The organism is Rhodoplanes sp., from assembly GCF_013377085.1.
Lineage (GTDB): Bacteria > Pseudomonadota > Alphaproteobacteria > Rhizobiales > Xanthobacteraceae > Rhodoplanes.
In genome coordinates this window covers 229,064-254,033 of record NZ_JACAAX010000002.1, presented here as the reverse complement: position 1 = coordinate 254,033, position 24,970 = coordinate 229,064, and the positions used below count along the sequence as shown (strand labels likewise).

18 protein-coding genes and 1 CRISPR repeat array are annotated in these 24,970 nt (G+C 67.5%); of the genes, 8 read left to right on the top strand and 10 right to left on the bottom strand.

Annotated features, from left to right (window positions below; translation table 11 throughout):
* Positions 1–54: 54 nt before the first annotated feature.
* The 4 genes from mnmG (at position 55) to HXX10_RS03040 (ending at position 4,767) form a co-directional block, all read left to right on the top strand.
* Positions 55–1,932: a tRNA uridine-5-carboxymethylaminomethyl(34) synthesis enzyme MnmG gene (mnmG, locus tag HXX10_RS03055; protein ID WP_296520019.1), complete on the top strand. Its 1,878-nt coding sequence runs from the start codon at positions 55–57 to the stop codon at positions 1,930–1,932.
* 4 nt (positions 1,933–1,936) lie between these two features.
* Entirely contained in the window at positions 1,937–2,620 is a 684-nt protein-coding gene (gene rsmG / locus HXX10_RS03050; protein WP_296520018.1) for a 16S rRNA (guanine(527)-N(7))-methyltransferase RsmG, read from the top strand.
* A gap of 78 nt (positions 2,621–2,698) precedes the next feature.
* Positions 2,699–3,559 carry a ParA family protein gene (locus tag HXX10_RS03045; RefSeq protein WP_296520017.1) on the top strand — a complete coding sequence of 287 codons (861 nt, stop codon included), beginning with the start codon at positions 2,699–2,701 and terminating at the stop codon, positions 3,557–3,559.
* 281 nt (positions 3,560–3,840) lie between these two features.
* On the top strand, positions 3,841–4,767 hold the full coding sequence (locus HXX10_RS03040; protein WP_296520016.1) for a ParB/RepB/Spo0J family partition protein: 927 nt from the start codon (positions 3,841–3,843) through the stop codon (positions 4,765–4,767).
* Between the two features lie 150 nt (positions 4,768–4,917).
* On the opposite strand, the gene HXX10_RS03035 is transcribed toward HXX10_RS03040, so the two are convergent.
* A complete protein-coding gene (locus HXX10_RS03035) occupies positions 4,918–6,609 on the bottom strand; it encodes a methyl-accepting chemotaxis protein (protein WP_296520015.1) in 1,692 nt (563 codons plus the stop codon).
* A 345-nt stretch (positions 6,610–6,954) separates the two neighbouring features.
* Entirely contained in the window at positions 6,955–8,328 is a 1,374-nt protein-coding gene (locus HXX10_RS03030) for a methyl-accepting chemotaxis protein (RefSeq protein ID WP_296520014.1), read from the bottom strand.
* Positions 8,329–8,630: 302 nt separating this feature from the next.
* Between HXX10_RS03030 and HXX10_RS03025 the strand changes: the two genes are divergently transcribed.
* A complete protein-coding gene (locus HXX10_RS03025) occupies positions 8,631–9,089 on the top strand; it encodes a chemotaxis protein (protein WP_296520013.1) in 459 nt (152 codons plus the stop codon).
* 162 nt (positions 9,090–9,251) lie between these two features.
* Here HXX10_RS03025 and holA read toward each other — a convergent pair whose 3' ends face one another.
* The 7 genes from holA to HXX10_RS02985 all read right to left on the bottom strand — a co-directional run bounded on the left by holA (position 9,252) and on the right by HXX10_RS02985 (position 21,060).
* A complete protein-coding gene (gene holA, locus HXX10_RS03020; RefSeq protein WP_296520012.1) occupies positions 9,252–10,274 on the bottom strand; it encodes a DNA polymerase III subunit delta in 1,023 nt (340 codons plus the stop codon).
* A gap of 176 nt (positions 10,275–10,450) precedes the next feature.
* Complete coding sequence (gene lptE / locus HXX10_RS03015; RefSeq protein WP_296520011.1) at positions 10,451–11,059, bottom strand: LPS assembly lipoprotein LptE; 609 nt, start codon at positions 11,057–11,059, stop codon at positions 10,451–10,453.
* Positions 11,046–13,673 (bottom strand): leucine--tRNA ligase, encoded by a 2,628-nt coding sequence (leuS, locus tag HXX10_RS03010; RefSeq protein ID WP_296520010.1) that lies wholly within the window; start codon positions 13,671–13,673, stop codon positions 11,046–11,048. Before leuS ends, lptE begins: the two co-directional genes overlap by 14 nt.
* Before the next feature lie 170 nt (positions 13,674–13,843).
* A CRISPR array of direct repeats spans positions 13,844–15,792; the repeat unit is 36 nt; unit sequence GTTGCCGCTGGACCACGATCTCTGAGCGGCTATCCT.
* A gap of 71 nt (positions 15,793–15,863) precedes the next feature.
* The gene (cas2, locus tag HXX10_RS03005) at positions 15,864–16,169 is read right to left on the bottom strand and encodes a CRISPR-associated endonuclease Cas2 (protein WP_296520009.1); all 306 of its coding nucleotides are present in this window, start codon (positions 16,167–16,169) and stop codon (positions 15,864–15,866) included.
* A gap of 29 nt (positions 16,170–16,198) precedes the next feature.
* Positions 16,199–17,122: a type II CRISPR-associated endonuclease Cas1 gene (cas1, locus tag HXX10_RS03000; RefSeq protein WP_296520008.1), complete on the bottom strand. Its 924-nt coding sequence runs from the start codon at positions 17,120–17,122 to the stop codon at positions 16,199–16,201.
* Positions 17,123–17,134: 12 nt separating this feature from the next.
* Positions 17,135–20,404, bottom strand: a complete 3,270-nt coding sequence (gene cas9 / locus HXX10_RS02995) for a type II CRISPR RNA-guided endonuclease Cas9 (RefSeq protein WP_367141921.1) — start codon at positions 20,402–20,404, stop codon at positions 17,135–17,137.
* A gap of 227 nt (positions 20,405–20,631) precedes the next feature.
* Positions 20,632–21,060 (bottom strand): diguanylate cyclase, encoded by a 429-nt coding sequence (locus HXX10_RS02985; RefSeq protein WP_296520004.1) that lies wholly within the window; start codon positions 21,058–21,060, stop codon positions 20,632–20,634.
* 174 nt (positions 21,061–21,234) lie between these two features.
* Between HXX10_RS02985 and HXX10_RS02980 the strand changes: the two genes are divergently transcribed.
* Both HXX10_RS02980 and HXX10_RS02975 read left to right on the top strand, forming a co-directional pair.
* Positions 21,235–21,789 (top strand): peroxiredoxin, encoded by a 555-nt coding sequence (locus HXX10_RS02980; RefSeq protein ID WP_296520003.1) that lies wholly within the window; start codon positions 21,235–21,237, stop codon positions 21,787–21,789.
* Between the two features lie 140 nt (positions 21,790–21,929).
* On the top strand, positions 21,930–22,457 hold the full coding sequence (locus tag HXX10_RS02975; RefSeq protein ID WP_296520002.1) for a hypothetical protein: 528 nt from the start codon (positions 21,930–21,932) through the stop codon (positions 22,455–22,457).
* On the opposite strand, the gene HXX10_RS02970 is transcribed toward HXX10_RS02975, so the two are convergent.
* Positions 22,458–24,122, bottom strand: coding sequence for a diguanylate cyclase (locus HXX10_RS02970; RefSeq protein ID WP_296520000.1), 1,665 nt, complete (start codon positions 24,120–24,122; stop codon positions 22,458–22,460).
* An 87-nt stretch (positions 24,123–24,209) separates the two neighbouring features.
* On the opposite strand from HXX10_RS02970, the gene HXX10_RS02965 reads away from it, so the two are divergent.
* Positions 24,210–24,968, top strand: a complete 759-nt coding sequence (locus HXX10_RS02965) for a YggS family pyridoxal phosphate-dependent enzyme (protein ID WP_296519999.1) — start codon at positions 24,210–24,212, stop codon at positions 24,966–24,968.
* Positions 24,969–24,970 lie beyond the last annotated feature (2 nt).

Genomic DNA, 24,970 nt, shown 5'->3' with positions numbered 1-24,970 from the left:
ACACGGCTCCCGGGTGTTTCACGTGAAACACTGCGCCGAACGCCCGGTTTTCGAATGGAAACGCGCTACGACGTCATCGTGATCGGGGGCGGGCATGCCGGCTGCGAGGCCGCGGCCGCCGCCGCCCGCACGGGGGCGCGCACCGCCCTGGTGACCCACCGGTTCGACACGATCGGGGCGATGTCGTGCAATCCGGCGATCGGCGGGCTCGGCAAGGGCCATCTGGTCCGCGAGATCGACGCGCTCGACGGCCTGATGGGCCGGGTCGCCGACCAGGGCGGCATCCAGTTTCGCGTCCTCAACCGCCGCAAGGGCCCGGCCGTGCGCGGCCCGCGCTGTCAGGCCGACCGAAAGCTCTATGCGGCCGCCATGCAGGCGGCGATCCGGGCGACCGAGAACCTGGCCGTGGTCGAGGGCGAAGCGGACGACCTGACGATCGCCGACGGGCGGGTCACCGGGGTCCGGCTCGCCGACGGCCGGCTGTTCGGGGCCGGCGCCGTGGTGCTGACGACCGGCACCTTCCTGCGTGGGCTCATCCATATCGGCGAGCGGCAGATCCCGGCCGGCCGGGTGGGAGAAGCACCGGCGCTCGGACTCTCGGCGACCCTGGAGCGGGCCGGCTTCACGCTCGGCCGCCTCAAGACCGGCACGCCGCCGCGGCTCGACGGCCGCACCATCGACTGGGCGGCGCTGGAGATGCAGCCCGGCGATGACCCGCCGGAGCCGTTCTCGGTGCTCACCGACCGCATCGAGACGGCGCAGATCGAATGCGGCATCACCCGCACGGTGGCGGCGACTCATGCGGTGGTCCGGGCCAATGTCCACCGCTCGCCGATGTATTCCGGGCAGATCGCCAGCCGCGGCCCGCGTTACTGCCCGTCGATCGAGGACAAGATCGTCCGCTTCGGAGAGCGCGACGGCCACCAGATCTTTCTGGAACCGGAAGGGCTTACGACCGAGGTCGTGTATCCGAACGGGATTTCGACCTCGCTGCCGGAGGATGTCCAGGAGGCGCTCGTCGCCACCATTCCGGGTTTGGAAAAGGCCGTGATCTCGCGGCCCGGCTACGCGATCGAGTACGACCATGTCGATCCGCGCGAGCTCGGGCCGACGCTCGAGGCGCGCCGCGTCGCCGGGCTGTTTCTCGCCGGCCAGATCAACGGGACCACGGGCTACGAGGAGGCGGCCGGGCAGGGACTGGTCGCCGGTCTCAACGCGGCGGTGCGGGCCGGCGGCGGTACGGGACTCGTGTTCGACCGCGCCGAATCCTATCTGGGCGTGATGATCGACGACCTGGTCACCCGCGGGGTGACGGAGCCCTACCGCATGTTCACGTCGAGGGCAGAGTACCGGCTGACGCTGCGGGCCGACAATGCCGACCAGCGCCTGACCGAACGCGGCATTCGTCTGGGCTGCGTCGGCACCCGGCGGGCAGGGCGGCACCGCGCCAAGACGGCGGCCCTCGACGCGGCCCGTGCGCTGTCTCGCTCGCTGTCGCTGACCCCGACCGAGGCGGAGCGTCACGGCCTGTCGCTGAAGAAAGACGGCCAGCGGCGCAGCGCCTTCGATCTGCTGGCCTATCCGGACATCGGTCTCGCCGAGGTGGCGCGGATATGGCCGCAACTCGGCGCGCTGGCGCCCGCGATTGCGGCCCAGCTCGAGATCGACGCTAAATACGCGGTCTATCTCGATCGCCAGGCGGCCGACATCGCCAGCTTCCGCCGCGACGAGGGCATCGGCTTGCCGGCGGACCTGGACTACGACGCCGTGTCGGGCCTGTCCAACGAGGCGCGCCACAAGCTTGACGCGGCCCGGCCCCGCACCCTCGGCCAAGCCGGCCGGATCGACGGGATCACGCCGGCCGCGTTGATGCTGCTGGCCGCGCACCTGCGCCGGCCCGGCCGCGGCCGCACCGGCACGGGGCAGGGGTGAGGCGATGCCGGCCCGGTCGATAAAACCCCCCCGCACCCTGCCCGCCGTCGATCCGGCCGACCGCGAGGCGGCGCTCGCCCTCACGCCTGTTTCACGTGAAACAGCGGATCGGCTCGACGCCTTCGTGCGGCTGCTGCTGGAGCGGCAGGCGGTGATGAACCTGATGGCTGCTTCGACCATCCCGACCCTGTGGACCCGCCACATCGCCGACTCGCTGCAGCTCCTGCCGCTGATCGGCGAGGAGGCCAAAACCATCGTCGATCTCGGCTCCGGTGGCGGCTTCCCCGGCCTGGTGCTCGCCTGCGCGCTCGCCGACAGGCCGGGCGCGGTCGTCCACCTGGTCGAGGCGACCCAGAAGAAGGCGGCCTTCCTGCGCGAGACTGCCGCGGCGCTCGGCCTGCCCGCGGTCGTCCATCCGGAGCGGGTCGAGGATTTCAATCGCCGCAAGACGGTCATCCCCGATATCATCACGGCGCGGGCGCTCGCGCCGCTTTCCGTTCTGCTCGGCTACGTTTATCCTTTGTTAAGGAAGCGGGGCCGGGCCCTGCTCGCCAAGGGTCAAGATGTTGAGGCCGAGTTGACCCAGGCGTCTATATCTTGGAAGATCACGGCCGATCTCGTTCCGAGCAGGACCAGCCCGGAGGGTCGGATCGTCGTCATCCGCGGCCTCGAGGCGCGCGCGCGATGATGTTTTTGTCCGACCTGCCCGGCGTCCGCCGCTCCGGCGCCTCCTGCCCGGCCCCGGTCCGAACCGAAAGCCACCCCGATGTCTGATCCGTCGTCCGCCGCGGTCGTGCCGTTCCCGGCGCCGGGCCGCCCGGCCCGGCCGCGTGTCCTCGCGGTCGCCAACCAGAAGGGCGGCGTCGGCAAGACCACCACGGCCATCAATCTCGGCACCGCGCTCGCCGCCACCGGCGAGGAGGTCTTGGTGATCGATCTCGACCCGCAGGGCAACGCCTCGACCGGCCTCGGCGTCGACCACAAGAGCCGCGAGGTCTCCACCTATGACGTGATGTGCCGGCAGGCCGGCTTGCGCGACACGCTGCGGCCGACCGCGGTGCCGCATCTTTCCATCGCGCCCTCGACCATGGATCTCGCCGGCCTCGAGCTGGAGATCGGCCAGGAGCGCGACCGCGCCTACCGGCTGCGCGACGCCGTCACGGCGCTCAATGCCGATCCGGCCGAGCCGCCCTTCACCTATGTGCTGGTCGACTGCCCGCCCTCGCTCAACCTGCTCACCGTCAACGCCATGGCGGCCGCGGACGCCATCCTGGTGCCGCTGCAATGCGAGTTCTTCGCCCTCGAAGGCCTGTCGCAACTGCTCAAGACCGTCGACCAGGTGAAGTCCACCCTCAATCCCGACCTCACCATCCACGGGGTGGTGCTGACCATGTACGACGCCCGCAACAACCTTTCGGGCCAGGTGGTGGCGGACGTGCGCGAGTTTTTGGGCGAGAAGGTCTACCAGACCGTCATTCCGCGCAATGTGCGGGTCTCCGAGGCGCCGTCCTACGGCAAGCCCGTGCTGGTCTATGATCTCAAATGCGCCGGCAGCGAAGCCTATCTGCGCCTCGCCACCGAGGTGATCCAGCGCGAGAAGGAGATCGCCGACCGCCTCGCCGGGTGAGCGGGGCCCGGCAACGTGACCCGACACGCGACCATGCGGTCCGGGCCGAGCCCCGGTCGTGAGGTGTGCCCGGCGCGAGTTCTCCCTCTCCCCGCTTGCGGGGAGAGGGTCGGGGAGAGGGGCAACGGCGTCGCGTGGATACGGAGGCGCCCCCTCACCCGCCGCGCTACACGCGTCGACCTCCGCCCGCGCGCGGGGAGAGGTGAAAGCCGCGCCGGCTCGCCGGCCGTGAGGGCGCGGTTCGTATGCTTTGTATGACGAGTAGACCCGGAGAACGACCGATGGCCGAAGATGCTCCGCGATCGCGGCTCGGACGCGGGCTCGCCGCCCTGATCGGCGACGTCGAGCCGACGCACGAGCCGGCGCCCTCCGGCGGGCGCGAGCGCAATCGTGGCCGCGAGCGCGACGCCGAGCCCGTCCGCGGCGGCCGCAAGGTGCCGATCGAGTTCCTGCGCCCCAACCCGCGCAATCCGCGCCGCAGCTTCGCCGAGACCGAGCTGGCCGAGCTCGCCGATTCGATCCGGGCCCGCGGCCTGATCCAGCCCATCGTGGTGCGGGTCGTGAAGGGCGCGACCGACGCCTTCGAGATCATCGCCGGCGAGCGGCGCTGGCGCGCCGCCCAGCGCGCCGGCCTGCACGAGGTGCCGGTGGTGGTGCTCGACGTCACCGACAGCCAGGCGCTCGAGCTCGCCATCATCGAGAACGTTCAGCGCGCCGACCTCGACGCGCTGGAGGAGGCGGCCGGCTACCAGGCGCTGCTCGACACCTTCGGCTACGCCCAGGACGACGTCGCCAAGACGGTCGGCAAGAGCCGCAGCCATGTCGCCAACACGCTGCGCCTGCTGAAGCTGCCGGACGGCGTCAAGAGCCTGATCACGGCCGGCAAGCTGACGGCCGGGCACGCCCGCATGCTGGTCGGCGAGCCGAACGCCGAGGCGCTCGCCCGCGACATCGTCGAGCGCGGCCTGAACGTCCGCCAGGTCGAGGCTTTGGTCCGCAAGGACACCGACGGCCCGCGCCCGGGCCCCAAGCCGAAGAGCGCGCCCGCCCCCAAGGACGCCGACACCAAGGCGCTGGAAAAGCGCGTCTCCGACGCGCTCGGCCTCACCGTGACGATCGACCACAAGGGCGAGTCCGGCACGCTGCACATCCACTACCGCGACCTCGACCAGCTCGACGACGTGTTGCGACGGCTGGAGGGCGGCTGAGCCGAAGAGTCGTCGGCTTCGTGTTTGTAGGGCGCAATGAGCGTAAGCGAATTGCGCCGCGATGATGCGAACGGGCGGCCCGCGCTCGTCACCGGCTGCCGTCGTCTGGTCGGCGCAATTCGCGTTCGCTCATTGCGCCCTACGGCGGCGCTACGCGGCCCGCACGGCGGTCAGGAACTTGCGGACCTCGGTCTTCAGGCGGGTGCTGTCGCCGGACAGCGACTGTGCCGCGGCGAGGACCTGTGACGACGCCGATCCGGTCTCGGTGGCGCCGACCTGCACGTCGCCGATGTTCGACGACACCGCCATGGTCCCCTGCGCGGCCTGCTGGACGTTGCGCGAGATCTCCTGCGTGGCGGCGCCCTGCTCTTCGACGGCCGCCGCGATGGTCGAGGCGATCTCGGACAACCGGCCGATGGTGTCGCCGATCTCCCGGATCGCCGCGACCGAGCCTTGCGTCGCGCCTTGGATCTCGGTGATCTGCTGGCTGATCACGCCGGTCGCCTTGGCGGTCTCCTGGGCCAAGGCCTTGACCTCGGAGGCCACCACGGCAAACCCCCTGCCGGCGTCGCCCGCCCGCGCCGCCTCGATGGTGGCGTTGAGCGCCAGCAGATTGGTCTGGCCCGCGATGGTGTTGATCAGCTCGATCACGTCACCGATGCGGTTGGCCGCCTTGGCCAGATCCTCGACCTGCCCGTTGGTCTTGCGCGCCTGGTCGACGGCGCCCATCGCGATCCTGGCCGACTCCTGCACCTGCCGGCTGATCTCGTGCACCGACGAGGCCATCTCCTCGGTCGCCGAGGCCACCGACTGCACGTTGGAGGAGGCGCTTTCGGCCACGCCCGCCACCTTGGTGGCGAGCTGCTGCGAATGCTCGGCCGTGGTGGTCAGCGAGTGGGCGGACGCCTCGAGCTCGGTCGAGGCCGACGACACGGTCTCGACGATCTCGCCGATCAACGTCTCGAACTCGCGCGTGACGGTGTCGACCCGCTGGCCGCGCAGGATCTTGGCGTCGGCCTCCACGGCGGCGGCCTCGTCGCTCGCCTTCTTCTCGATCAGGGCCTGCTTGAACACCTGGAGCGTCGTAGCGATGCGGCCGATCTCGGTCTTCTCGCCCTGATGCGGCACCACGGCGCTCAGATCGCCCTGCGCCAGCGCTTGCATCGGGACGACGACGGAGTCGATCCCGCGCGACACGTCGCGCACCAGATAGACGCCGAGCCCGATGCCGACCATGGCTGACACCGACAGAATGATCAGCAGCAGATTGAAGGCGCGGTCGTAGGTGCCGGCCGCGAGCCGGCCGGCCGCATCGGCGCCGGCATTGTTGATCTCGATGCCCTTGTTGAGCAGATCGTCGGCCGCCTTGCCGATCGGATAGACCTTGACCTCGTTGAACTCGGTGGCGTCGTGCGGGATTTTTCCGACGCTCGCCCGCGACATCTCGACGACCTTGCGGGCGCCGGCGTCGTACAGCGCCGACTGCTTCTTCCACTCCTCGAAGAGGCTGCGCTCCTCCGCCGATGTGATCAGCTTCTCGTAGGCGGCGATGAATTTGGCGTTGCGGTCGTAGTTCAACGCCAGGGTCTTCTCGACGGCGGCCTTGGCCTCCGGCGTCTCGGCCAGGAGGTGCAGTCGTACCACGCTGCGGATGATCGTCACGCCGGCGCGCAGATCGGCCAGCACGCGGATGCTCGGCAGCCAGTTGGTCTGAATCTCGACCGTCGAGGCGTTGATGGCCCGCATGCTGGTGATCGCGAGCAATCCCATGCCGGTCATGCCGACCAGCAGGAACGACACGACCATCGTGATCTTGGCGCGAATCGACAGGCGGGCGAGCATGCCACAAGTCCTTTAGGTAGGGCCGCCGTCCCGGGAACCGGGGCTGGTGGCCGACGGCCGGCCGTTGCCGGGAGTCGGAATGATCGAGAAAAACGCCCTCGGGCGGACCGGACACGGACTGCCGGGGCATAGCGGCGCACCTGTGAAACGAGATGTAACACTCAGAGTCCTATGGCCCCGTTAACCACCGTCGGGAAAGCCGCCGGCCACCGTCGCCGATGCCGTGATCATGTCGACGAGCTGATCACGACGACGTCGTGATCAGCTCCATGCCGTGATCCGAGGACTTTCGGTGGTAAGGAAACCGGTGCCGATCGTGCTGCCGGCCGGCGGGACCGCGCGCTGTCACCCCGTCCGTTCGGCCGTGTAGCCCATGCGAAAGCCGCCCCAGTGGCGGCCCCGCACCGTGATGGGGGCCGAGCAGTCCTTCATCAGCACGAACTGGCCGCCGCCCATGTCGCGCCGGTAGGTCTGCAGCAGGAACGTCTTGGTGTTGCGGCCGGCGGCCAGCCCGGTGCGGTCGGCGAAGATGCGGCGGTTGCGGCAGTTCGCGGTGTTCCACGCGGACTCGCCCGGCCGCTGCGGAGCTGAGAATTTCCTGTTGTGGGTCGGCAGGTAGCCGTTGCGGTCGACCGCCGCGCAAAAGGCGATGTGCGGGTTGCGCCCGAGCAGCGCCTCCTGCACGGGCGGCAGCAGCCGGTCGCACAGCGCCGTGAAGCGGGTCGTCACCTGGGCCGGATCGCTGCCCGGCACCGGCACGTACTTTTCGTCGAACAGATCCGTCATCGACGTCTCGCCCGCCGCCAGCGCGCGCTCGAGCATCGCCGCAATCTCGCCCGCGCCCTCGGTGACCAGGGCGACGAAGGGCGTGTCGTCGGTCTCGACCCCGGCCTGCGCGGTCAGCAGCGCCAGCTCCTCGCTGCGCGTCAGCAGGCCGTGGACGCGCTGGTCGGCGCAGCGCAGATCCGCGGACGAGCGCGCCACATGCCCGGTCATCGCCTCGAAGGCGGCCTGCAGGGCGTCACAGCGCGCCTGGATGTCGACGTTCGACTCGACGATCAGCCGCATGTCGCCGCGCATCCGCGTCATCGCCGGGCCGACATGGTCGATCACCTGGCGGATCGCCGTGGTGCCGGCCTGCACCGTGGCGGCGCGTCCGACCGTCTCGGCCGACTCGGCCATCAGGCCGCGCGTCTGGGTGTCGAGCAGCCCCAGGGTCGCGGCGATCTCGGCGGTCGCCTCGCTGGTCTGCTTGGCCAGCGCCTTCACCTCGCTCGCCACCACGGCGAAGCCCTTGCCGGCCTCGCCGGCGCGCGCCGCCTCGATGGTGGCGTTGAGCGCCAGGAGGTTGGTCTGCCGGGCGATGACGTCGATCCCGCCGGCCGCCTTGGCGACCCGGTCGAGGGCGCCGCGCAGGCCGTCGAGCTTGCTCTCGAAGCCGGCGGTCGCGCCGGCCAGCGCACTGATCTCGGCCAGCGAGGTCGCGACCGACTGGGAGGAGGCGTCCATCTCGCTGCAGGCGGCCTCGATGGTCCGGTCGGCGGCGGCCGCGGCCGTGCCGATGCGGCGATTCGAGCTGGTCAGCTCAGTCGCGGCGCCCGACAGGGTCCGGCACTCGGCCGTCAGGCTCTGGGCCTTCTGGTCGACGTCGGCGATGTTGCCGGCGATGTCGGCGAGCTCGACCGACAGCACGCCTGCCGTCCGTGCGATGGTCCGCACGACATCGTCCCCCGTCGCCGGCATTGCCGTCATGGCGGTCCCCCTGTCTGGATGGTCACCTGTTGCGTCTATGGGTTGTATACTGATGCTTACTGCCTACCGGTCGGTTAATCCGGGGATGGATTAGCCACATCAAGATACCGGCGTTCGCGACGGACAAACGGCCGCACCCGGGACACCGCAAGAAAGTTGCAACGCCACCTCGCCTACACCCATACTTCCGACGGGCGCATTTGGCCGGCCCGAGCCGGTCCGCTCGCGTCGCGATTGATCGTTGTCATCCATTGATCCGGGAGGAAATCATGAAAGAAGCGCTCGCTCTGACGGCGCTTGCTTTGGCCGCGGCCGTGGCCGTGCCGATGGCGGCCTCCGCTGCCGACTTCGGCACTGCAGCCGAGGCGAAGGCGCTGGTCGAGAAGGCGGCCGTCACGCTCAAGGCCGGCGAGGCCGATGCGCTCGCCAAGTTCAACGATGCGGCCGGCGGCTTCCGCGACCGCGACCTCTACGTGTTCTGCTTCGAGGCTGGGAGCGGGATGTGGACGGCGCACCCCAACAAGGCGCTGATGGGCACCGACGTGCGCGCCCTCAAGGAGAAGGACGGCTCGCCGCTCGGCGACAAGCTGTTCGCGGCCCCGAAGGACGGGGTCGTCACCTCGGTCGATTACAAGTTCCCGCGGCCGGGAGGTACCGAGCCGGTCGCCAAGGAGACCTTCCTGGTCAAGGTCGGCGGCCAGGCCTGCGGGGTCGGATACTACAAGTGAACGGGAATTCGGCCCCGCATCGGAACGCTTGATCCCGACTTCGTCATGCGCGGGCTCGACCCGCGCATCCATCCAATTCGCGAAAGACCTCTGTTGCTAAAAGATGGGTCGCCGGGTCAAGCCCGGCGACGACGCTGAAAGTGCTTGTTGTGCGTCATCCAGTCACCGCTTCTGCCGGGCCTTCAGGGAAAGGCTCAACAGCGCCCGGTGGGCGAGGGCATCGGCCAGATCGTTCTGCCGACGCACTGCGGTCGCCGTTTCGGCGAGGTCGGCCATCGCCTGGGCGAGGCGCGGCGTCGTCCAGGCGGTCAGGGCCGTCCGCACGGTCGGCTCGCGGCGGAAGAACAGCCCGCGAAATCCCTCCCGCACCGCGTCCTGCGCGCTGCGGCCGGACTCGATCGCCACCTTGGCGCGGTGAAGCTGGGCGGCATGGCGCAGCGCCGAGGTGATCACACGGTCCGGATGCGTGCCGGCGGCGCGCGCCCGCGCATATTCGCTGTCGAAAGCGGCCGGCTTGCCGGCGAATGCGGCGTCGATCACGTCGTCGAGGGCGAGCGCCGAGGCGTCGGCGATGACGGCGAGCACGTCGTCGGCCTCGATGCGGCCGCGGCCGTGGCCGTAGAGGGCGAGCTTTCGCAGTTCGCCGCGCGAGGCCTGGCGGTCGCCGCCGAGCAGCGACACCACGAGGGTCTTGGCGTCATCCGCGATGGTGAGGCCGGCGGCGCGCATCTCCTGGTCGACCAGCCGGCCGAGATCGGCGTCGCCGTCGACATAGCAGGGCAGAACGACGGCGTTGCGGGCCTTTTCGCAGGCGAGCCGCAGGGCCGAATCCTTGCGCAACTCGCCGGCCTCGACCACCACCCGGCAGTCGCGCGGCGGATCGGCGGCGAGCGCCTCGACAGCGGCGGCCAGATTGCTGCGCCCGGCCTTGATCCACACGGCGCGGCGGCCGCCGAACAGCGGCACCGTGTGCGCCTCCTCGGCGATCCGGCCCGGCTCGATCGCATCGCCGTCGAGCCGCACCAGCGCGAACGGGTCGGCCGGATCGTCGACCGAGGCCTTGACCAGCGCCTCGACACGCTCGCGCACCAGCCCGGCGTCGGGGCCGTAGACGAGGGCGATCGGCCGGCTGGCGTCCGGCCGGCTCACATAGGCGTCGATCTCCGGGCCCTTCAGGGCGGTCATGGCGAGGGCTTCCGAACGGGTGTTCACCGCGGGCCGATCACCTCCACTCCGTCATTCCGGGGCGCGGGCTGCAAGCCCGCGAGCCCGGAATCCATAACCCCGGTCTGTGTGTATGGATTCCGGGCTCGCCGCTGCGCGGCGCCCCGGAATGACGGCCGTGAGGCACCGACCCCGGCTCAGGTTCCGGCGACGAAATAGGAGGCGAGGCGGTTCCGGATCGTCTCGGCCATCACGCCGGCGGCGCGGTTCTCGGCGTCGCGCAGCGCGCGCTGGCGGGCGAAGCGCTGCTGCTGGCCGGGAATGTCGTAGGACACCTGCCCGAACGCCGTGTCGGTGACCACCGGCTTGCCGGTCTGCAGGTCGACCAGACTGAAGGAGGCGGTGAGGCGGTAGTTCTCGACATTGGCCAGCGCCGTCGTGGTGTCGACGATCACCGACGTGCGGGTGCTGGAGATGCGGATGTCGAGCCGGTGGGTGGGCGGAGCCGGATTGCCGCCCGACAGCCCGAACACGAGCTGGTTGCGCAGCTCGACCGCGATCCGCGCCTCCGGCGTGCTGTTGCCGGCCGGGATCTGGGCGACGTCGATCTGGCTGAGCGATGCATTGACGGCGGGACCGCCGTCGAGCGTCCGGCTGCCGTAGAGCGGCTGGAAGCAGCCGGCGAGCGGCGCCGCCAGCGCCAGGACGACGAGGCTCCGCGCGCCGCGCGCCAGCACGGCACGCCGGTGCGGCCCGGCCCGGTCGGGCGTCGGGCGAGAAAGTCCCGTACGGTCAAGCCACCACATTGACGATCCTGTGCGGGACGACGATGACCTTTTTAGGGGCTACTCCGCCCAACGCCCTTTGTACCGCGTCCAGGGCCAGAACGGCAGCCTCCACCTCCGCTTTTCCGGCGTTGCGTGGCACCGTTACATCACCTCGCTTCTTGCCGTTGATCTGGACCGGCAGCGTGACGGTGTCCTCGACCAGCAGATCCGGCTCGACCTCGGGCCAGGCCGCCTCGGCCACCAGGCCGCTCTGGCCCAGCGTGGCCCAGCATTCCTCGGCCAGATGCGGCATCATCGGGTGGAACAGCACCACCAGGACGCCGGCCGCCTCCCGCACGGCCCAGCGATAATCGGCCGGCGGATCCTTGCCGGCGGCGCCGAGCGACGTCTGGAACGCGTTGGCGAGCTCGTAGATGTGGGCGACGCAGCGGTTGAACCGCAGTTTTTCGATATCCTCCGACACCCGCGACAGCGCCAGATGGGCGGCCTTGCGCAGCGCGATGGCGGCCTCGCCGAACATCGCCGGGCGCGGCAGGTCGCCCTTGGCGGCCACCGCCTCGGCGTCGCCGACCAGCCGCCACAGCCGCTGGACGAAGCGGGCCGCCCCCTGGGCGCCCTCCTCGGTCCAGATCACGTCGCGCTCGGGCGGCGAATCCGACAGCATGAACCAGCGCGCCGTGTCGGCCCCGTAGGACCCGATGATCTCGTCCGGATCGACGGTGTTGCGCTTCGACTTCGACATTTTTTCAATGGGCCCGATCTCTACGGGCATGTCGGTGCCGGTGAGGACTGCGCGCCGCGCCTCGCCCATTCCTTCGATCGTCACCTCGGCCGGCGCGGCAAAGGTGCCGTCCGGCTTGCGGTAGGTCTCGTGCACCACCATGCCCTGCGTGAACAGGCCGGCGAACGGCTCGTCCATGCCGACATGCCCGGTCGCCTTCATGGCGCGGGTGAAGAAGCGCGAGTACAAGAGGTGCAGGATCGCGTGCTCGATGCCGCCGATATACTGGTCGACCGGCAGCCAGGAATCGACCGCGGCGCGGTCGGTCGGCGCCGTGGTGATCCACGGATCGGTGAAGCGGGCGAAGTACCACGACGAGTCGACGAAGGTGTCCATCGTGTCGGTTTCGCGCGTCGCCGCGGCTCCGCATTGCGGGCAGGCGACGTGCTTCCAGGTCGGGTGACGGTCGAGCGGGTTGCCGGGCCGGTCGAAGTCGACGTCGTCGGGCAGCCGCACCGGCAGGTCGGCGACCGGCACCGGCACGATGCCGCAGCTCTTGCAGTGGATCACCGGGATCGGGCAGCCCCAGTAGCGCTGGCGCGAGATGCCCCAGTCGCGCAGCCGGTACATCACCTCGCGGCGGCCGACCGGCGCGTTGCCGCGGATGTCGTTTTCCAGCCGCTTCGCCACCTCGGCCTGCGCCTGCGCAAACGTCATGCCGTCCAAGAAGCGCGAGTTGATCATCCGGCCGTCGCCCACATAGGCCTCGTCCGTGATCACGAAGGTCTTCGGGTCCTGGCCCTCCGGGCACACCACCGGGGTGTTGCCGAGCCCGTACTTGTTGACGAAGTCGAGGTCGCGCTGGTCGTGCGCCGGGCAGCCGAAGATGGCGCCGGTGCCGTAGTCCATCAGCACGAAGTTCGCCACATAGACGGGCAGCCGCCAGGTCGGGTCGAACGGATGGATGGCCCGGATCCCGGTGTCGAAGCCGAGCTTTTCGGCTTTGTCGATCGCCTCTTGGGCGGTGCCGATCTTCTTGCACTCCTGGATGAACGCCGCGAGCGCCGGGTTTTTGGCCGCTGCCGCCTGGGCGAGCGGATGGTCGGGCGACAGGCCCATGAACTTGGCGCCGAACAGCGTGTCGTGCCGGGTGGTGAAGATCTCCAGCTCGGTCTCGCCGGCCGGCGTCGTCGCCGGGTCGAGGGCGAAACGCACATGCAGACCTTCGGAGCGGCCGATCCAGTTCTTCTGCATCAGCCGGACCTTTTCCGGCCAGCGGTCGAGCGTATCGAGCGCGCTCAAGAGCTCCTCGGAGAACTTGGTGATCTTGAAGAACCACTGGGTCAGCTCGCGCTGCTCGACCAGTGCGCCCGAACGCCAGCCGCGTCCGTCGATCACCTGCTCGTTGGCCAGCACGGTGTGGTCGACCGGATCCCAGTTGACCTTGGACTGCTTGCGCTCGACCAGCCCGGCCGCGACGAAGTCCAGGAACATCCGCTGCTGGTGCTTGTAGTAGGACGGGTCGCAGGTGGCGACCTCGCGGCCCCAGTCGAGCGACAGGCCCATCGACTTGAGCTGCGCCTTCATCGAGGCGATGTTGGCGTAGGTCCATTCGCGCGGGTGGACCTTGTTGGCCATGGCGGCGTTCTCGGCCGGCATGCCGAAGGCGTCCCAGCCCATCGGATGCAGAACCTTGAAGCCCTTGGCCCGCTTGTAGCGGGCCACCACGTCGCCCATCGCGTAGTTGCGCACATGGCCCATGTGGATGCGCCCCGACGGGTAGGGGAACATCTCCAGCACGTAGTATTTCGGCCGGGGATCGTCGTTCTGGGCGGCGAAGATGTCGCGCTCGTCCCACACGGCCTGCCAGCGCGGCTCGGTGACGCGGGCATTATAGCGTTCTGCAGTCATGAGATTCGGCTCGCTCGCAGCGAATTGTCGGCGCCCGTTGGACATCATTGCGGCGCCCGGGTCAACGATTCCGCACGGGGGCGGGGGCCGGGGGTTCGGCCATTCGCTTTTGGGGGGAGGCCCCCGGATTCTCGGTGCAACTATGCGTTGGGGTCGGTGCCCGCGCCCCAGTTGCCGCTGGACCACGATCTCTGAGCGGCTATCCTCGCCATTGCTGAGATAGAGCCCCTCCATGAGTTGCCGCTGGACCACGATCTCTGAGCGGCTATCCTCTCGCGGTGGACGGCGAGCGCCGTCTCCCAGTTGCCGCTGGACCACGATCTCTGAGCGGCTATCCTGGGCCGGCAGATCGAGCGGCGCCGGCATCAGTTGCCGCTGGACCACGATCTCTGAGCGGCTATCCTCTGCGGCCCGACATACCGTTCCAGCATCGAGTTGCCGCTGGACCACGATCTCTGAGCGGCTATCCTCTCGTACGCCGCGGCGTCGTTCACGATCTCGTTGCCGCTGGACCACGATCTCTGAGCGGCTATCCTGCGCGCGGCCCCTTGGTGCTCGGTGACCAGGTTGCCGCTGGACCACGATCTCTGAGCGGCTATCCTCAGGCGTTCTGACAGGGGGGTGTCGGTGATGTTGCCGCTGGACCACGATCTCTGAGCGGCTATCCTCTCCCGGCGCACGTCCAGTGCTCAATCGCAGTTGCCGCTGGACCACGATCTCTGAGCGGCTATCCTGAAGTCTTCAACACCCTGACGGGCAAAGCCGTTGCCGCTGGACCACGATCTCTGAGCGGCTATCCTTTTCTCGTGCCTTCCGCGGTGATCTGTTCCGTTGCCGCTGGACCACGATCTCTGAGCGGCTATCCTCAGTCGAAACTTCTCTCCGGACCAGGCCCCGTTGCCGCTGGACCACGATCTCTGAGCGGCTATCCTCTCGACCCGCGTCACGTCCGGGTGCCCCTTGTTGCCGCTGGACCACGATCTCTGAGCGGCTATCCTGCCCGGCAAGGACGGTGCGCCGCTCGCTGCGTTGCCGCTGGACCACGATCTCTGAGCGGCTATCCTCGCCACGGCCGACACCATCCTGCACAAGCCGTTGCCGCTGGACCACGATCTCTGAGCGGCTATCCTACCGGCCGCGAAGACGACGATCGAGGTGCCGTTGCCGCTGGACCACGATCTCTGAGCGGCTATCCTCTTCGTCGAGATGGCGTCCCGCATCGGTTAGTTGCCGCTGGACCACGATCTCTGAGCGGCTATCCTCGCCGGCGATGACTCGGGTGCTCGACGCCAGTTGCCGCTGGACCACGATCTCTGAGCGGCTATCCTAACATCTCCCGACTCATCACGACACGGGACGTTGCCGCTGGACCACGATCTCTGAGCGGCTATCCTTATCGGCGAGGTGCCGATGTGGGGCCAGCGGTTGCCGCTGGACCACGATCTCTGAGCGGCTATCCTGCCGGTCCACTGCACCGCCTCGACCAATATGTTGCCGCTGGACCACGATCTCTGAGCGGCTATCCTAGCGACTGGCATCAGGCGGGGCGGAAGCGCGTTGCCGCTGGACCACGATCTCTGAGCGGCTATCCTCTGAAAAAGCATTTACGGCTTGTTCGTCTTGTTGCCGCTGGACCACGATCTCTGAGCGGCTATCCTCGACGATCCCGACACCGGCTTCGCCCGCAAGTTGCCGCTGGACCACGATCTCTGAGCGGCTATCCTGAAGTGATCGTCGTCGATGTCCTCGCGCTCGTTGCCGCTGGACCACGATCTCTGAGCGGCTATCCTGACGCTGCGCATCATCCAAATCAACACAGAGTTGCCGCTGGACCACGATCTCTGAGCGGCTATCCTGCTGGTGAAGGCGATCCGCTCGGGCTCGGTGTTGCCGCTGGACCACGATCTCTGAGCGGCTATCCTGCCCTGCGACGCCACGCCGAGCCGCCCATCGTTGCCGCTGGACCACGATCTCTGAGCGGCTATCCTGAGCTTCACGGGCTTGGCGCGCTTCGCCTTGTTGCCGCTGGACCACGATCTCTGAGCGGCTATCCTGGCCGCGCGCCGCCTGCCCAGCCGGCATCGTTGCCGCTGGACCACGATCTCTGAGCGGCTATCCTCCATGATCGGTTATCTCGTTGAAAAGAGCGGGATAATCGGTCATGTCTCCATCCAAAAAATCAGTCGTCGATCAGAACAAAGCGAGTTGATCAGGGTTTTTTTGTTGGTGTTTGCGACGCTGTCCAGAGAATCGGACAATATTTTCATACTGGCGGTCCGTAAAGCTCAAAACGTGAACGTCCCCGCGATTCGGAAGATTGGCTTCGATACGGCGCATATAGGTCTCGAACTGTTCTTTCCCGTTGCAGAAGCGGGCGTATACGGAGAATTGGCTTTTCTCGAACCCTTGGTCGAGAAGAAATTCCCTGAACTTGGTCGCAGCGCGCGACTGCTCCCGAGATCCGATGGGGAGATCGAACATGACGAATATCCACATGAGCCGGTATCCGCTGAGCTGAGTGGCCGTCATTGCAACAAGCCGTCCAACCCGGCGATTTCCAGCGCGGACGGAGGCACAGGAAGGATCAGATCGGCCGCGCGCCCGGTCTGGAAGCAAGCGGCCAGAGTTTGCGCCGAGCGTGTCGCGATCCCCGAGACAGTGGTCGTTCCGGTATCGCCTGGAAGGTCGAGCGCGACGAGTCCTGCGAAAGCACGCTTGCTCGCGGGCGTCAGGGAATCGACTCCTCTCGCCAGAAGCCGGACCACCAAGGCGTCCGTGAGGGGACGAAACGGCTCCATCAGATCGTCCGCGAGCGCGAGGGCGTTGCCTCGATTCGCGTGGTGAATGCCGATCGCCGGGTGAAGGCCTGCCGCGACAACGGCCCGAGCACACAACGAGCGCAGAACCGTATAGCCGTAATTCAGCATCGCGTTCGCGCCGCCCGCAGCCCTGTCCCGACGGAATCCGCTTCCCATCAGCAGCGGCCAATATCGTCGGGCTGCTTGAGCCTCGACATTCGCCGGATCTCCCGATCCGACTTTGCGGGCCAGAGTCTCGAACGCTGCCGCCGAGTGTCCCTGCGCCTCCAGCACGGCGGCCTGCCATCGGATCTTCGCCACGACGACACGCTTCCAGAGCTGCTTAGACAGCGGCTTGCCCGCTTCCCATTGGGCTCTGATACGGCCGTTCACCTCGTGATGACCGTCGATGGGGAGGCAAACGGCAACTGGCGCATGATTGGAGCCACACAAAAGGAGAGGAGCCCCGCGCTGCGCGAGCGCCACCGCGAGATTGGTCGTCCAGGTCACGCCGTGCGCATGGACGATCACCCCGGCGACGTCGTCGAGCGGCACCCGACCGACCTCCTGTCCATCCTCCGCAACGATCAGGAAACCCCGATACGCGGAAAGATGGCGTCCGTCAGTCGCGATATCGACGATACGGTCCATTGTCGCGCCGAGTCACCGCTCGGGAGCAGGGCTGAACGTGCCACGGCGCTTGCGGGCCGGGAATCCGGGATCGAAAACCCGGCCGACCTCGTCGATGCGAACCTGGCGTGTCCTCAACTTCTTCAGGCCTCCCGCCGTCGGAGCGATGTACTTGAACGGGTCTTCCTCCACCGGAACGGCGTCGCGTCGCTTCAAATCTCCGCTCTCGTGTGGTTCCGCCAGCGTGATCTGACCGTTCTGCCCGAATTTCACGACGCGCATCAGCTTGCGCTCCCCGCCCTCGGGCTCGATGGCGACGAGATCGCTCTGATGAAGGCTCAGCACCTTCCGCGCCGTGGGATTGGCGTCACGGATGCGCGACGACCATCCGGGTTGGTGAATATCGAACATCGAGACGACCTCGTGCTCCCATTTCCCGTCCTTCAATTCCCACACGTCGTAGCGATAGTTCGAGTCGCCCTTGTAGCCTTTGTACACACGGCCCTTCTCGTCCCGTATCGGAATCACCGTCAGCGGCTCCAGCACCCGTACCCTGCGGATTCCGCGAAAATGCAACGGACCGAGTTTCGGAAAGTCCTTCAAGGTCCGATCGAAATCCTTGCCGCGCGTGAAGTCGGCCAGCGCGGTGCGCAACGTATCGTCTGCGACGCGGCGTTTTCCGCCGGTCTCGACATCCGCGGGCTTGAGCGCGATCAGCGGGATCCGGTGAACCACGACGGTGTTGCCATTCTCGTCGATCGCTTCGGTGATGCCGTAGGCCGTGTCGTTGTGCAGTCGCCCGGCCGTGCTGTGGGGTGGCGGCATTTGCTTCAGAGCGGCTTTCGGCTTCAGCCCATGATCGGCGCGATGGGAGACGACGATATCGTTGACCGTGCGCCGCAGTTCGTCTCGGAAGCCGTCCCATGGGTTCGGTATCCGGATCCGCGCGGAACCCTCGGCACCCTCCTGTCCGGAGGCACGGGAAATCGCCTGAAGCATTCGGCGGTCCACGATCGCGACGACGGCCGCATCGATCGCGTGATGACGATGGTCGAGGCGGTTCTTCGAGTGCTCCGCTGCAGTCTTGACGTTGTGATCGGGCAAGAGGTCGTTGAGGCCCAGCTTGCGGCGAACCAGCTCGGTGAGCCGCCCGGGCGAGACCCACACGTGTCCGGAACCCTCGCCGCGCTCGGAATAGAGAGCCGACAAGTAGAGATGTGCGAGGCGTGAGAGATACTGCGTGTCGACCAGATGGCGGGCCAGGAATCCGCCCTCGAGATCGAATCTCCGCATCGCGTCCGGTTGGAATCTCCATCGCTTTCCATCCGGAAGGCGCGCAGCGCGGGCCGATATCGCATCCCAATCCGCGGTATGACCGAAGGCGTCGTGGGGCGACCGCTTTCCCTTCGCGCGATTCGCCTCCCGGAGGCAGAGGGTCTTGTTCGCGTTGCTGTCGTCCCATGTCTCTTCGAACGGCAGAATGTGATCGACCTCGGTCGTCCCGTTGAACAGCATGTCGACCGATATCTGGCGACCCGAATAGATGCATCGGCGGTCGAGACTGTTTTCCGCGTTCAACTCCTCCCACAACTTGAGGAGCTGCCGGTTGGCACCGGTGTCGCGCTGGCCGATCTCGCGGAGCTTCCGTGACCGGCTCTCTGCCGCGAGCCGATTGGCGCGATTCTCTCGTTCAAACCGCTTTCTGTCGTCATCGGTGGATTTGAGATCGCGTGCGATCTCGACGGCAATTTCCGCCGGCATGCCGTAGCGCCGGATCAGACGGTTGACGACCCGGCGGAGCTGATTGAGGGCGATGTGAACCGTCGGATTGGTGAGCCGGCCGATCCGCATTTCCTCCGGATCCGACGGCTCCGCCGTGCCGGGCAAGAGGTGGCGTTCGAGCGTGACGCCGTAATAAGGCAGCTTGAGAAACGACGCGCCGGTGCGCAGGTCGCTGTGGTGTCCGAGCCCCGCTGCTTCGACAGCTTGGCTGTAGACAACGACGTCGGCTTCGAGGGCCGCGATCAGCTTGATCGTCGCCGTGTGGCCGAACCGGCCATATCCTTGCGGCAACCTGGCTTTCGCCACGGCCTTGGCCTGATCGTCGGTCAATTCCCAACTATCCACGAGCCACTGGTGGAGCACAGAGTCCTGCTCCTCCTCCAGGAGGCGGGAGATGATCGCCCACTGCTCTTCGTGGGAAAGGTGAAACCATCTCTTGCCGAACCGAGCCTTTGCGCTCAGTTCGGCGGCCACCTCGTTTCCCTTGAGCTCCTTGCGGTTCAGTGTCTCCTTGTTGAAGCGAGCGTCTGGGTCGATTTTTAGAAGTTTTCGTAGACTTTCAAAGCTGACCTTGTTGCTGACCTTCAGTCTCAGAAGGAGAGCATTGCGTTGTTCCATCGTCAAACGGACGGGGGCCTCGCCTGGATGTACGATGGTCAGTGCATTTACCTCTTCGAGCAGCCGCCGATGTTGAAAGAGCGGATGCGCACGGGGCAACCGGCATTCGCCCGAAACGAGCGTGCAGCTTCCGACCTTTGGCCTTTTCAGCGGTCGTTGATGAAACACGATCTCGAACAGCCGATCATGAACCTCCGGCGTAAGTTGTTCGGGATGATGGCGTGCCTGTGCGCTCCAAATCGCTTCGAATTCCTCGGTGATTAGGTCTCGACCCGGATAGAAATCGTAACCATCGCCGGTTCTGGCGTCATCGGGTTCCGGACGCAATCGGGAGCGGACCGATGGAATAGAGTTGGGGTCGCTCGCACCGGCGCGTCGGAGATGGAGAAGTTCGCCGAATGTTCGTGCCCCGGTTTCTTCGATCTTCTCTCGCAGTCGATCGATTCCGATCGCGATCTTGCCGACGTCGTCGTCACGACCGCGATCCGTCTTGCGGTTCGACTTGAAACCGCGGCGCTGGTTGAGATGAAAAATGGCCCGGCCGATCTGATGGAGCGGCAGAGCTTCATCGAGGGCCCGTGCCCTCAATGCGAACGGATCGAGGCGCTCCACGGCGTTACGCTCGGTCGGGTCTTCTGGCAACAAGCCGTCAAGATTAAGGTACTTGAGCAATGCGGCCTGCCGCCGCTTGAAACGATCCCGCCGGCGACGCATGGCGCGTGCGGCGCGGCGTTCTACAGCGAGGGGTGTGCCTTGCAGATTTCCCCGGCTGGGCGCGCGGCCATCGCCGAAGATTCGCGATCCAGCGCCGAGGATTTGGACGGGCGCTCCGGATTGATCGAGAGCAAGAGCACACCATCCTAGCGACCCCGATCCGAGGTCCAGCCCAAGTCGCCACGGCATAGCAACGCCCTCGCGGATACCAGACAAAATAGAAAAGCCTTGACGCGTAAATATCAATAGTTATTCTTATGGCTTCAGAGATCGTGGTCTGGCGGTTAACAAGCAGCCAGTCTGCACCAGATAAGGGCGGCGCTCCGGCGCCGCCTTTTTTGCGTGCTGGCGTCTGTTGCCGATATGAAAGCCCGGTTCGCGTCGAGGCGCAGGAGAATTCACCGGCTGCGTCGCCCTCACCCGGCCTCGGCCACGGTGGTGTTGCGGCCGCGACGCTTGGCGGCGTAGAGGGCGCCGTCGGCGGCCTCGACCCGCCCGCGCGGCCTCGTGCCCTTCGCCGGCACATGGGCCGTGACGCCGACGCTGACGGTGATGAAGCCGGTCGGCGCGGCCTCGTTGCGGATGCGCAGCGCCATCGCGGCAAGCCGCAGCCGTTCGGCGATGTCGACGGCGCGGGTGAGGTCGGCGCCGGGCCGCAGCAGCACGAACGCCTCGCCGCCGTCGCGGGCGGCGACAACCGACGGGCCGTCGATCTCGCCGGTCAGCGCAAATCGACCGTCGCCGTAAATCGAAAAACTCGCCCGGAACGGCCACGCCACCGCGGCCCTCGGCGGTGCGCTCGACTGGGTCAGATTGCGAGTCCAGTCCTTGATGGACTTGTTCATATCGAATGACGGCTCTCGCGAGCTTGTGCGCCGCGATCGGGACCATCGGAATTTGGTCGACCACCGAGGGCCGAGGACGTGGAGTGGACCCGGGATGCATGGCGGCGCCGGGCGGTTGACACTCGGCGTGGACCCGGAGAGCATCACGGACCATGGTATGGACGAAAGGGTCACATGCTGCGCGTAGCCAAGCTCGTTCTCGCCGCTTCTCTGGTGCTGGCGGTCTCCCCGGCGCTGGCTCGACTACAGGTCGGCGCACGGGCGCCCACGTTCACGATCGAAGCCGCTCTCGCCGGTCGATCCTTTCAGTTTCCGCTCGCCGACGCCCTCGCGAAGGGACCGGTCGTTCTCTATTTTTATCCCAAGTCGTTCACCAGCGTGTGTACGGAGGAAGCGCATCTCTTTGCAGAAGCGATCGACGAGTTCGCCGCGAACGGCGCCAGCGTCATCGGGATTTCAGCCGACACCATCGAGACACAGCGAAAATTCTCCTCGCTCGAATGCCGTGACAAGTTCCCCGTGGGCGCTGATCCGGATCTGAAAGTGATCAAGGACTATGATGCGGCCTTCGGGTTGGGGGTCGTCAATCTGCCTTTGGCCGATCGTGTGTCGTATGTGATTGCGCCGGATGGGACGATCTTGTCGTCGGTCAAGGACTCCGGAGCGGCGGCCCACATTCAAAAATCGCTCGAAGCCGTCAAGGCATGGCGCGCGGGCGCGACGCGTTGAGGCCTTCACACGACGACGAGGGCGCAGGACGGGCGAAGCGCTCCCGAGCTGCGAAGAGACAGAGAATGGTTCCCATACACGGCGAACAGCGATCGCGGCGGTGATGGTGATCCGGCTCCGTCAGGCATTCGAGAGATCCGATGCACGACGAATCGACTGTTGCGAAACGCTCCCCTTTCGAACGCCTCGTCCGTGAGCTCCGCGAGTTCGGCATTCTGGCCGCCTACCTCTATGTCTGGTTCGCGGCCCTCGTCTATTACAAGGCTGCGATCCTCCAGGCGGAAGGGATCGCGTTCGCACCGTGGGCCTTCGCGGCCGTGAAGGCGCTCGTCACGGCGAAGTTCATGCTGGTCGGACGCGCCCTCCACATCGGCGACGGCTACGGAAAGCGTCCCCTCATTGTTCCGACGCTCTATCGCACCGTCATATTTCTCGTGCTCGTCGGCGTCCTGACGGTGATCGAGGAAGCGACACTTGCGCTGGTGCATGGCAAACCGCTGTGGGACGGTGTCGCCGAGATCGGCGGCGGCACGCTCCATCTGGTGATCGCCACGACGGCTCTCATGTTCCTGACGTTCTTTCCGTATTTCGCGTTCCGGGCTCTCGCCGACGTGATCGGCGAAGAGACGCTGAGACGGCTCTATTTCGAGGCGCGTCGCCGCGACTGATCACCCGGCCTCGGCCAGGGGGACGTCGCGGTCGATCACGGTGGTGTTGCGGCCGCGACGCTTGGCGGCGTAGAGGGCGCCGTCGGCCGCCTCGACCAGCGCGCGCGGCCGTGCGCCCTTCGCCGGCACATGGGCCGTGACGCCGACGCTCACGGTGATGAAGCCGGACGGCGCGGCCTCGTTGCGGATGCGCAGCGCCATCACGGCGAGGCGCAGCCGCTCGGCCAGCTCGACCGCGCGGGCGACGTCGGCGCCGGGCAGCAGCAGCACGAACTCCTCGCCGCCGTAGCGGGCCGCGAAGTCGGACGGGCCGTCGATCACGCCGGTCAGCACGCGGCCGATCTGGCGCAGGCAGGTGTCGCCCTGGACGTGCCCATAGCCGTCGTTGAACAGCTTGAAATGATCGACGTCGATCATCAGCAGCCCGATCGTGTGGCCGCTCGCCGCCGCCTGCTGCCATTCGGAGGCGAGCCGCGCATCGAAGCTGCGCCGGTTGGCGAGCCCGGACAGCGCGTCGATCGAGGCGAGCTCCTCGAGATGCTCGTTGGCGGAGCGCAGCTCGTGCTCGCGGGCGGCGAGCCGGCCGGCCATGTCGGCCAGCGCGGTGGCGAGCGGCACGAACTCCGGCGCCCAGCTCTCCGGCTCGGCCCGCACCTCGAGATCGCCCTGGCCGATGCGGGTCGCCGTGCGGGCCAGCGCCCGGATCGGCTCGACGATCAGGTGCTCGCCGACCAGCCAGGCCGCCATCATGGTCAACAGGCCGAAGAAGGCGACGTGCAGATAGGCGATGCCGGACTCGCGGTCGATCTTGCTCAGCACGTCGCGCTCCTCGAAGCCGACCACGATGCGGGCGTCGGTGCCGGGGAGCTGGGTGAAGCCGAAGATGCGGCGCACCCCGTCGAAGCCTTCGATCGTCGCGGTGCCGTTCGGCTGCGCCTGCACGGCCCGCACCAGCGGGTGGTCCCCGTAGCGCTTGCCGACCAGCCGCTGGCGACTCTGCAGCCCGGCCAGCACCGTGCCTTTGCCGTCGATCAGATAGGCGGCGGTGCCGGAGCGGCTTTCGACGCCTTCGCCGATGCGGGCGAGCCAGTGGAGGTCGACGGGCGCCAGCAGCACGGCCGTCTCGGTCGAGTCCGGGCGCTGAATCGGAAACGCCATCAGCACGGTCGACTTCTCGTAGGAGCGCTCGAGCAGATAATCGCTGAGCACGTAATGGTGGGTGCGCTGCACCTCCTTGATGTAGTCGCGATCGGACAGATCGAGCCCGATCGCCTGGCGGCGGGTCGAGCAGGCGATCCGCCCGTCGGCGCCGACCACCGACAGGCTGGTGATCCACGGCGCGTCGGAGACGAAGCCCCACAGGAAGGTGGCGCAGTCGCCGGTGGTGGCACTGGACGCGATATAGGCGCGCGCCACCACCTGCAGCAGCGCCCGCGTCGCATCGATCGTCTCGACCTGGGCGTCGCGGGCCCGGCGGGCGAGCGTCACCACCTCGGTATAGGCGATCTGCACCCGCTCGACGCGGCTGGTCTCGGTCAGGTGGACGCGGTCGACGACCAGCGGCACCACGGCGAGCAGCGCCAGCAGCATCAGGCGCGCACGGATGCTCAGCCTCGGCTTGATGCGCCGACGCGTGCTAAGACTCCGCTGCGGTTTGTCCGGCATGCGACGTGTCCCATTCCCCAGAACGATGGTAGCCGGGCGGGGTGAAAACGGCCTTCAGGCAATCGATAAAAATCGAGCGATTCCGACATGACGAATTTCGACCCGCATCCCGTTGTGCCTGCAGCAGAACGCGCCGGCGCGCCCGGCGCGCCCGGCGCGTCGGCGGCGGCGCGGCTGGCCGCGGTGCGCCGCGAGATCGACGCGGCCTGCCGCGAGGCCGCCCGCGACCCCGGCGCCGTGACGCTGGTGGCGGTCAGCAAGACCGTGCCGGCGGCCGGCATCGAGGCCGCGATCGCGGCCGGCCAGCGCGCCTTCGGCGAGAACCGGGTGCAGGAGGCCAAGGCCAAGTGGACGGCCCTGCGCGAAAAGCACCCCGGCGTCGCCCTGCACATGATCGGGCCGCTGCAGTCCAACAAGGCGCGCGAGGCGGTGGCGCTGTTCGACGCCATCCACTCGGTCGACCGGCCGAGCCTTGCGACGGCGCTCGCCAAGGAGGTGCAGCGCGCCGGCCGGCAACCGCTGCTGCTCGTTGAGGTCAACACCGGCGCCGAGCCCCAAAAGGCCGGCGTGCTGCCCGAGGAGGCCGACGCCTTCCTGGCCGCCTGCCGCGACCGCTGGGATCTGACCATCGGCGGCCTGATGTGCATCCCGCCGGCCGACGAGGCGCCGGCGCCGCATTTCGCCCTGGCGGCCAAGATCGCCCGGCGCAACGGCCTCGATCTCCTGTCGATGGGCATGAGCGACGACTTCGCCGTGGCGATCCGCTTCGGCGCCACCCATGTGCGCATCGGCACCGCGATTTTCGGGGAGCGGCCGCCCGTGGCGGCGGAGGACGAGGCGGGTTGAGG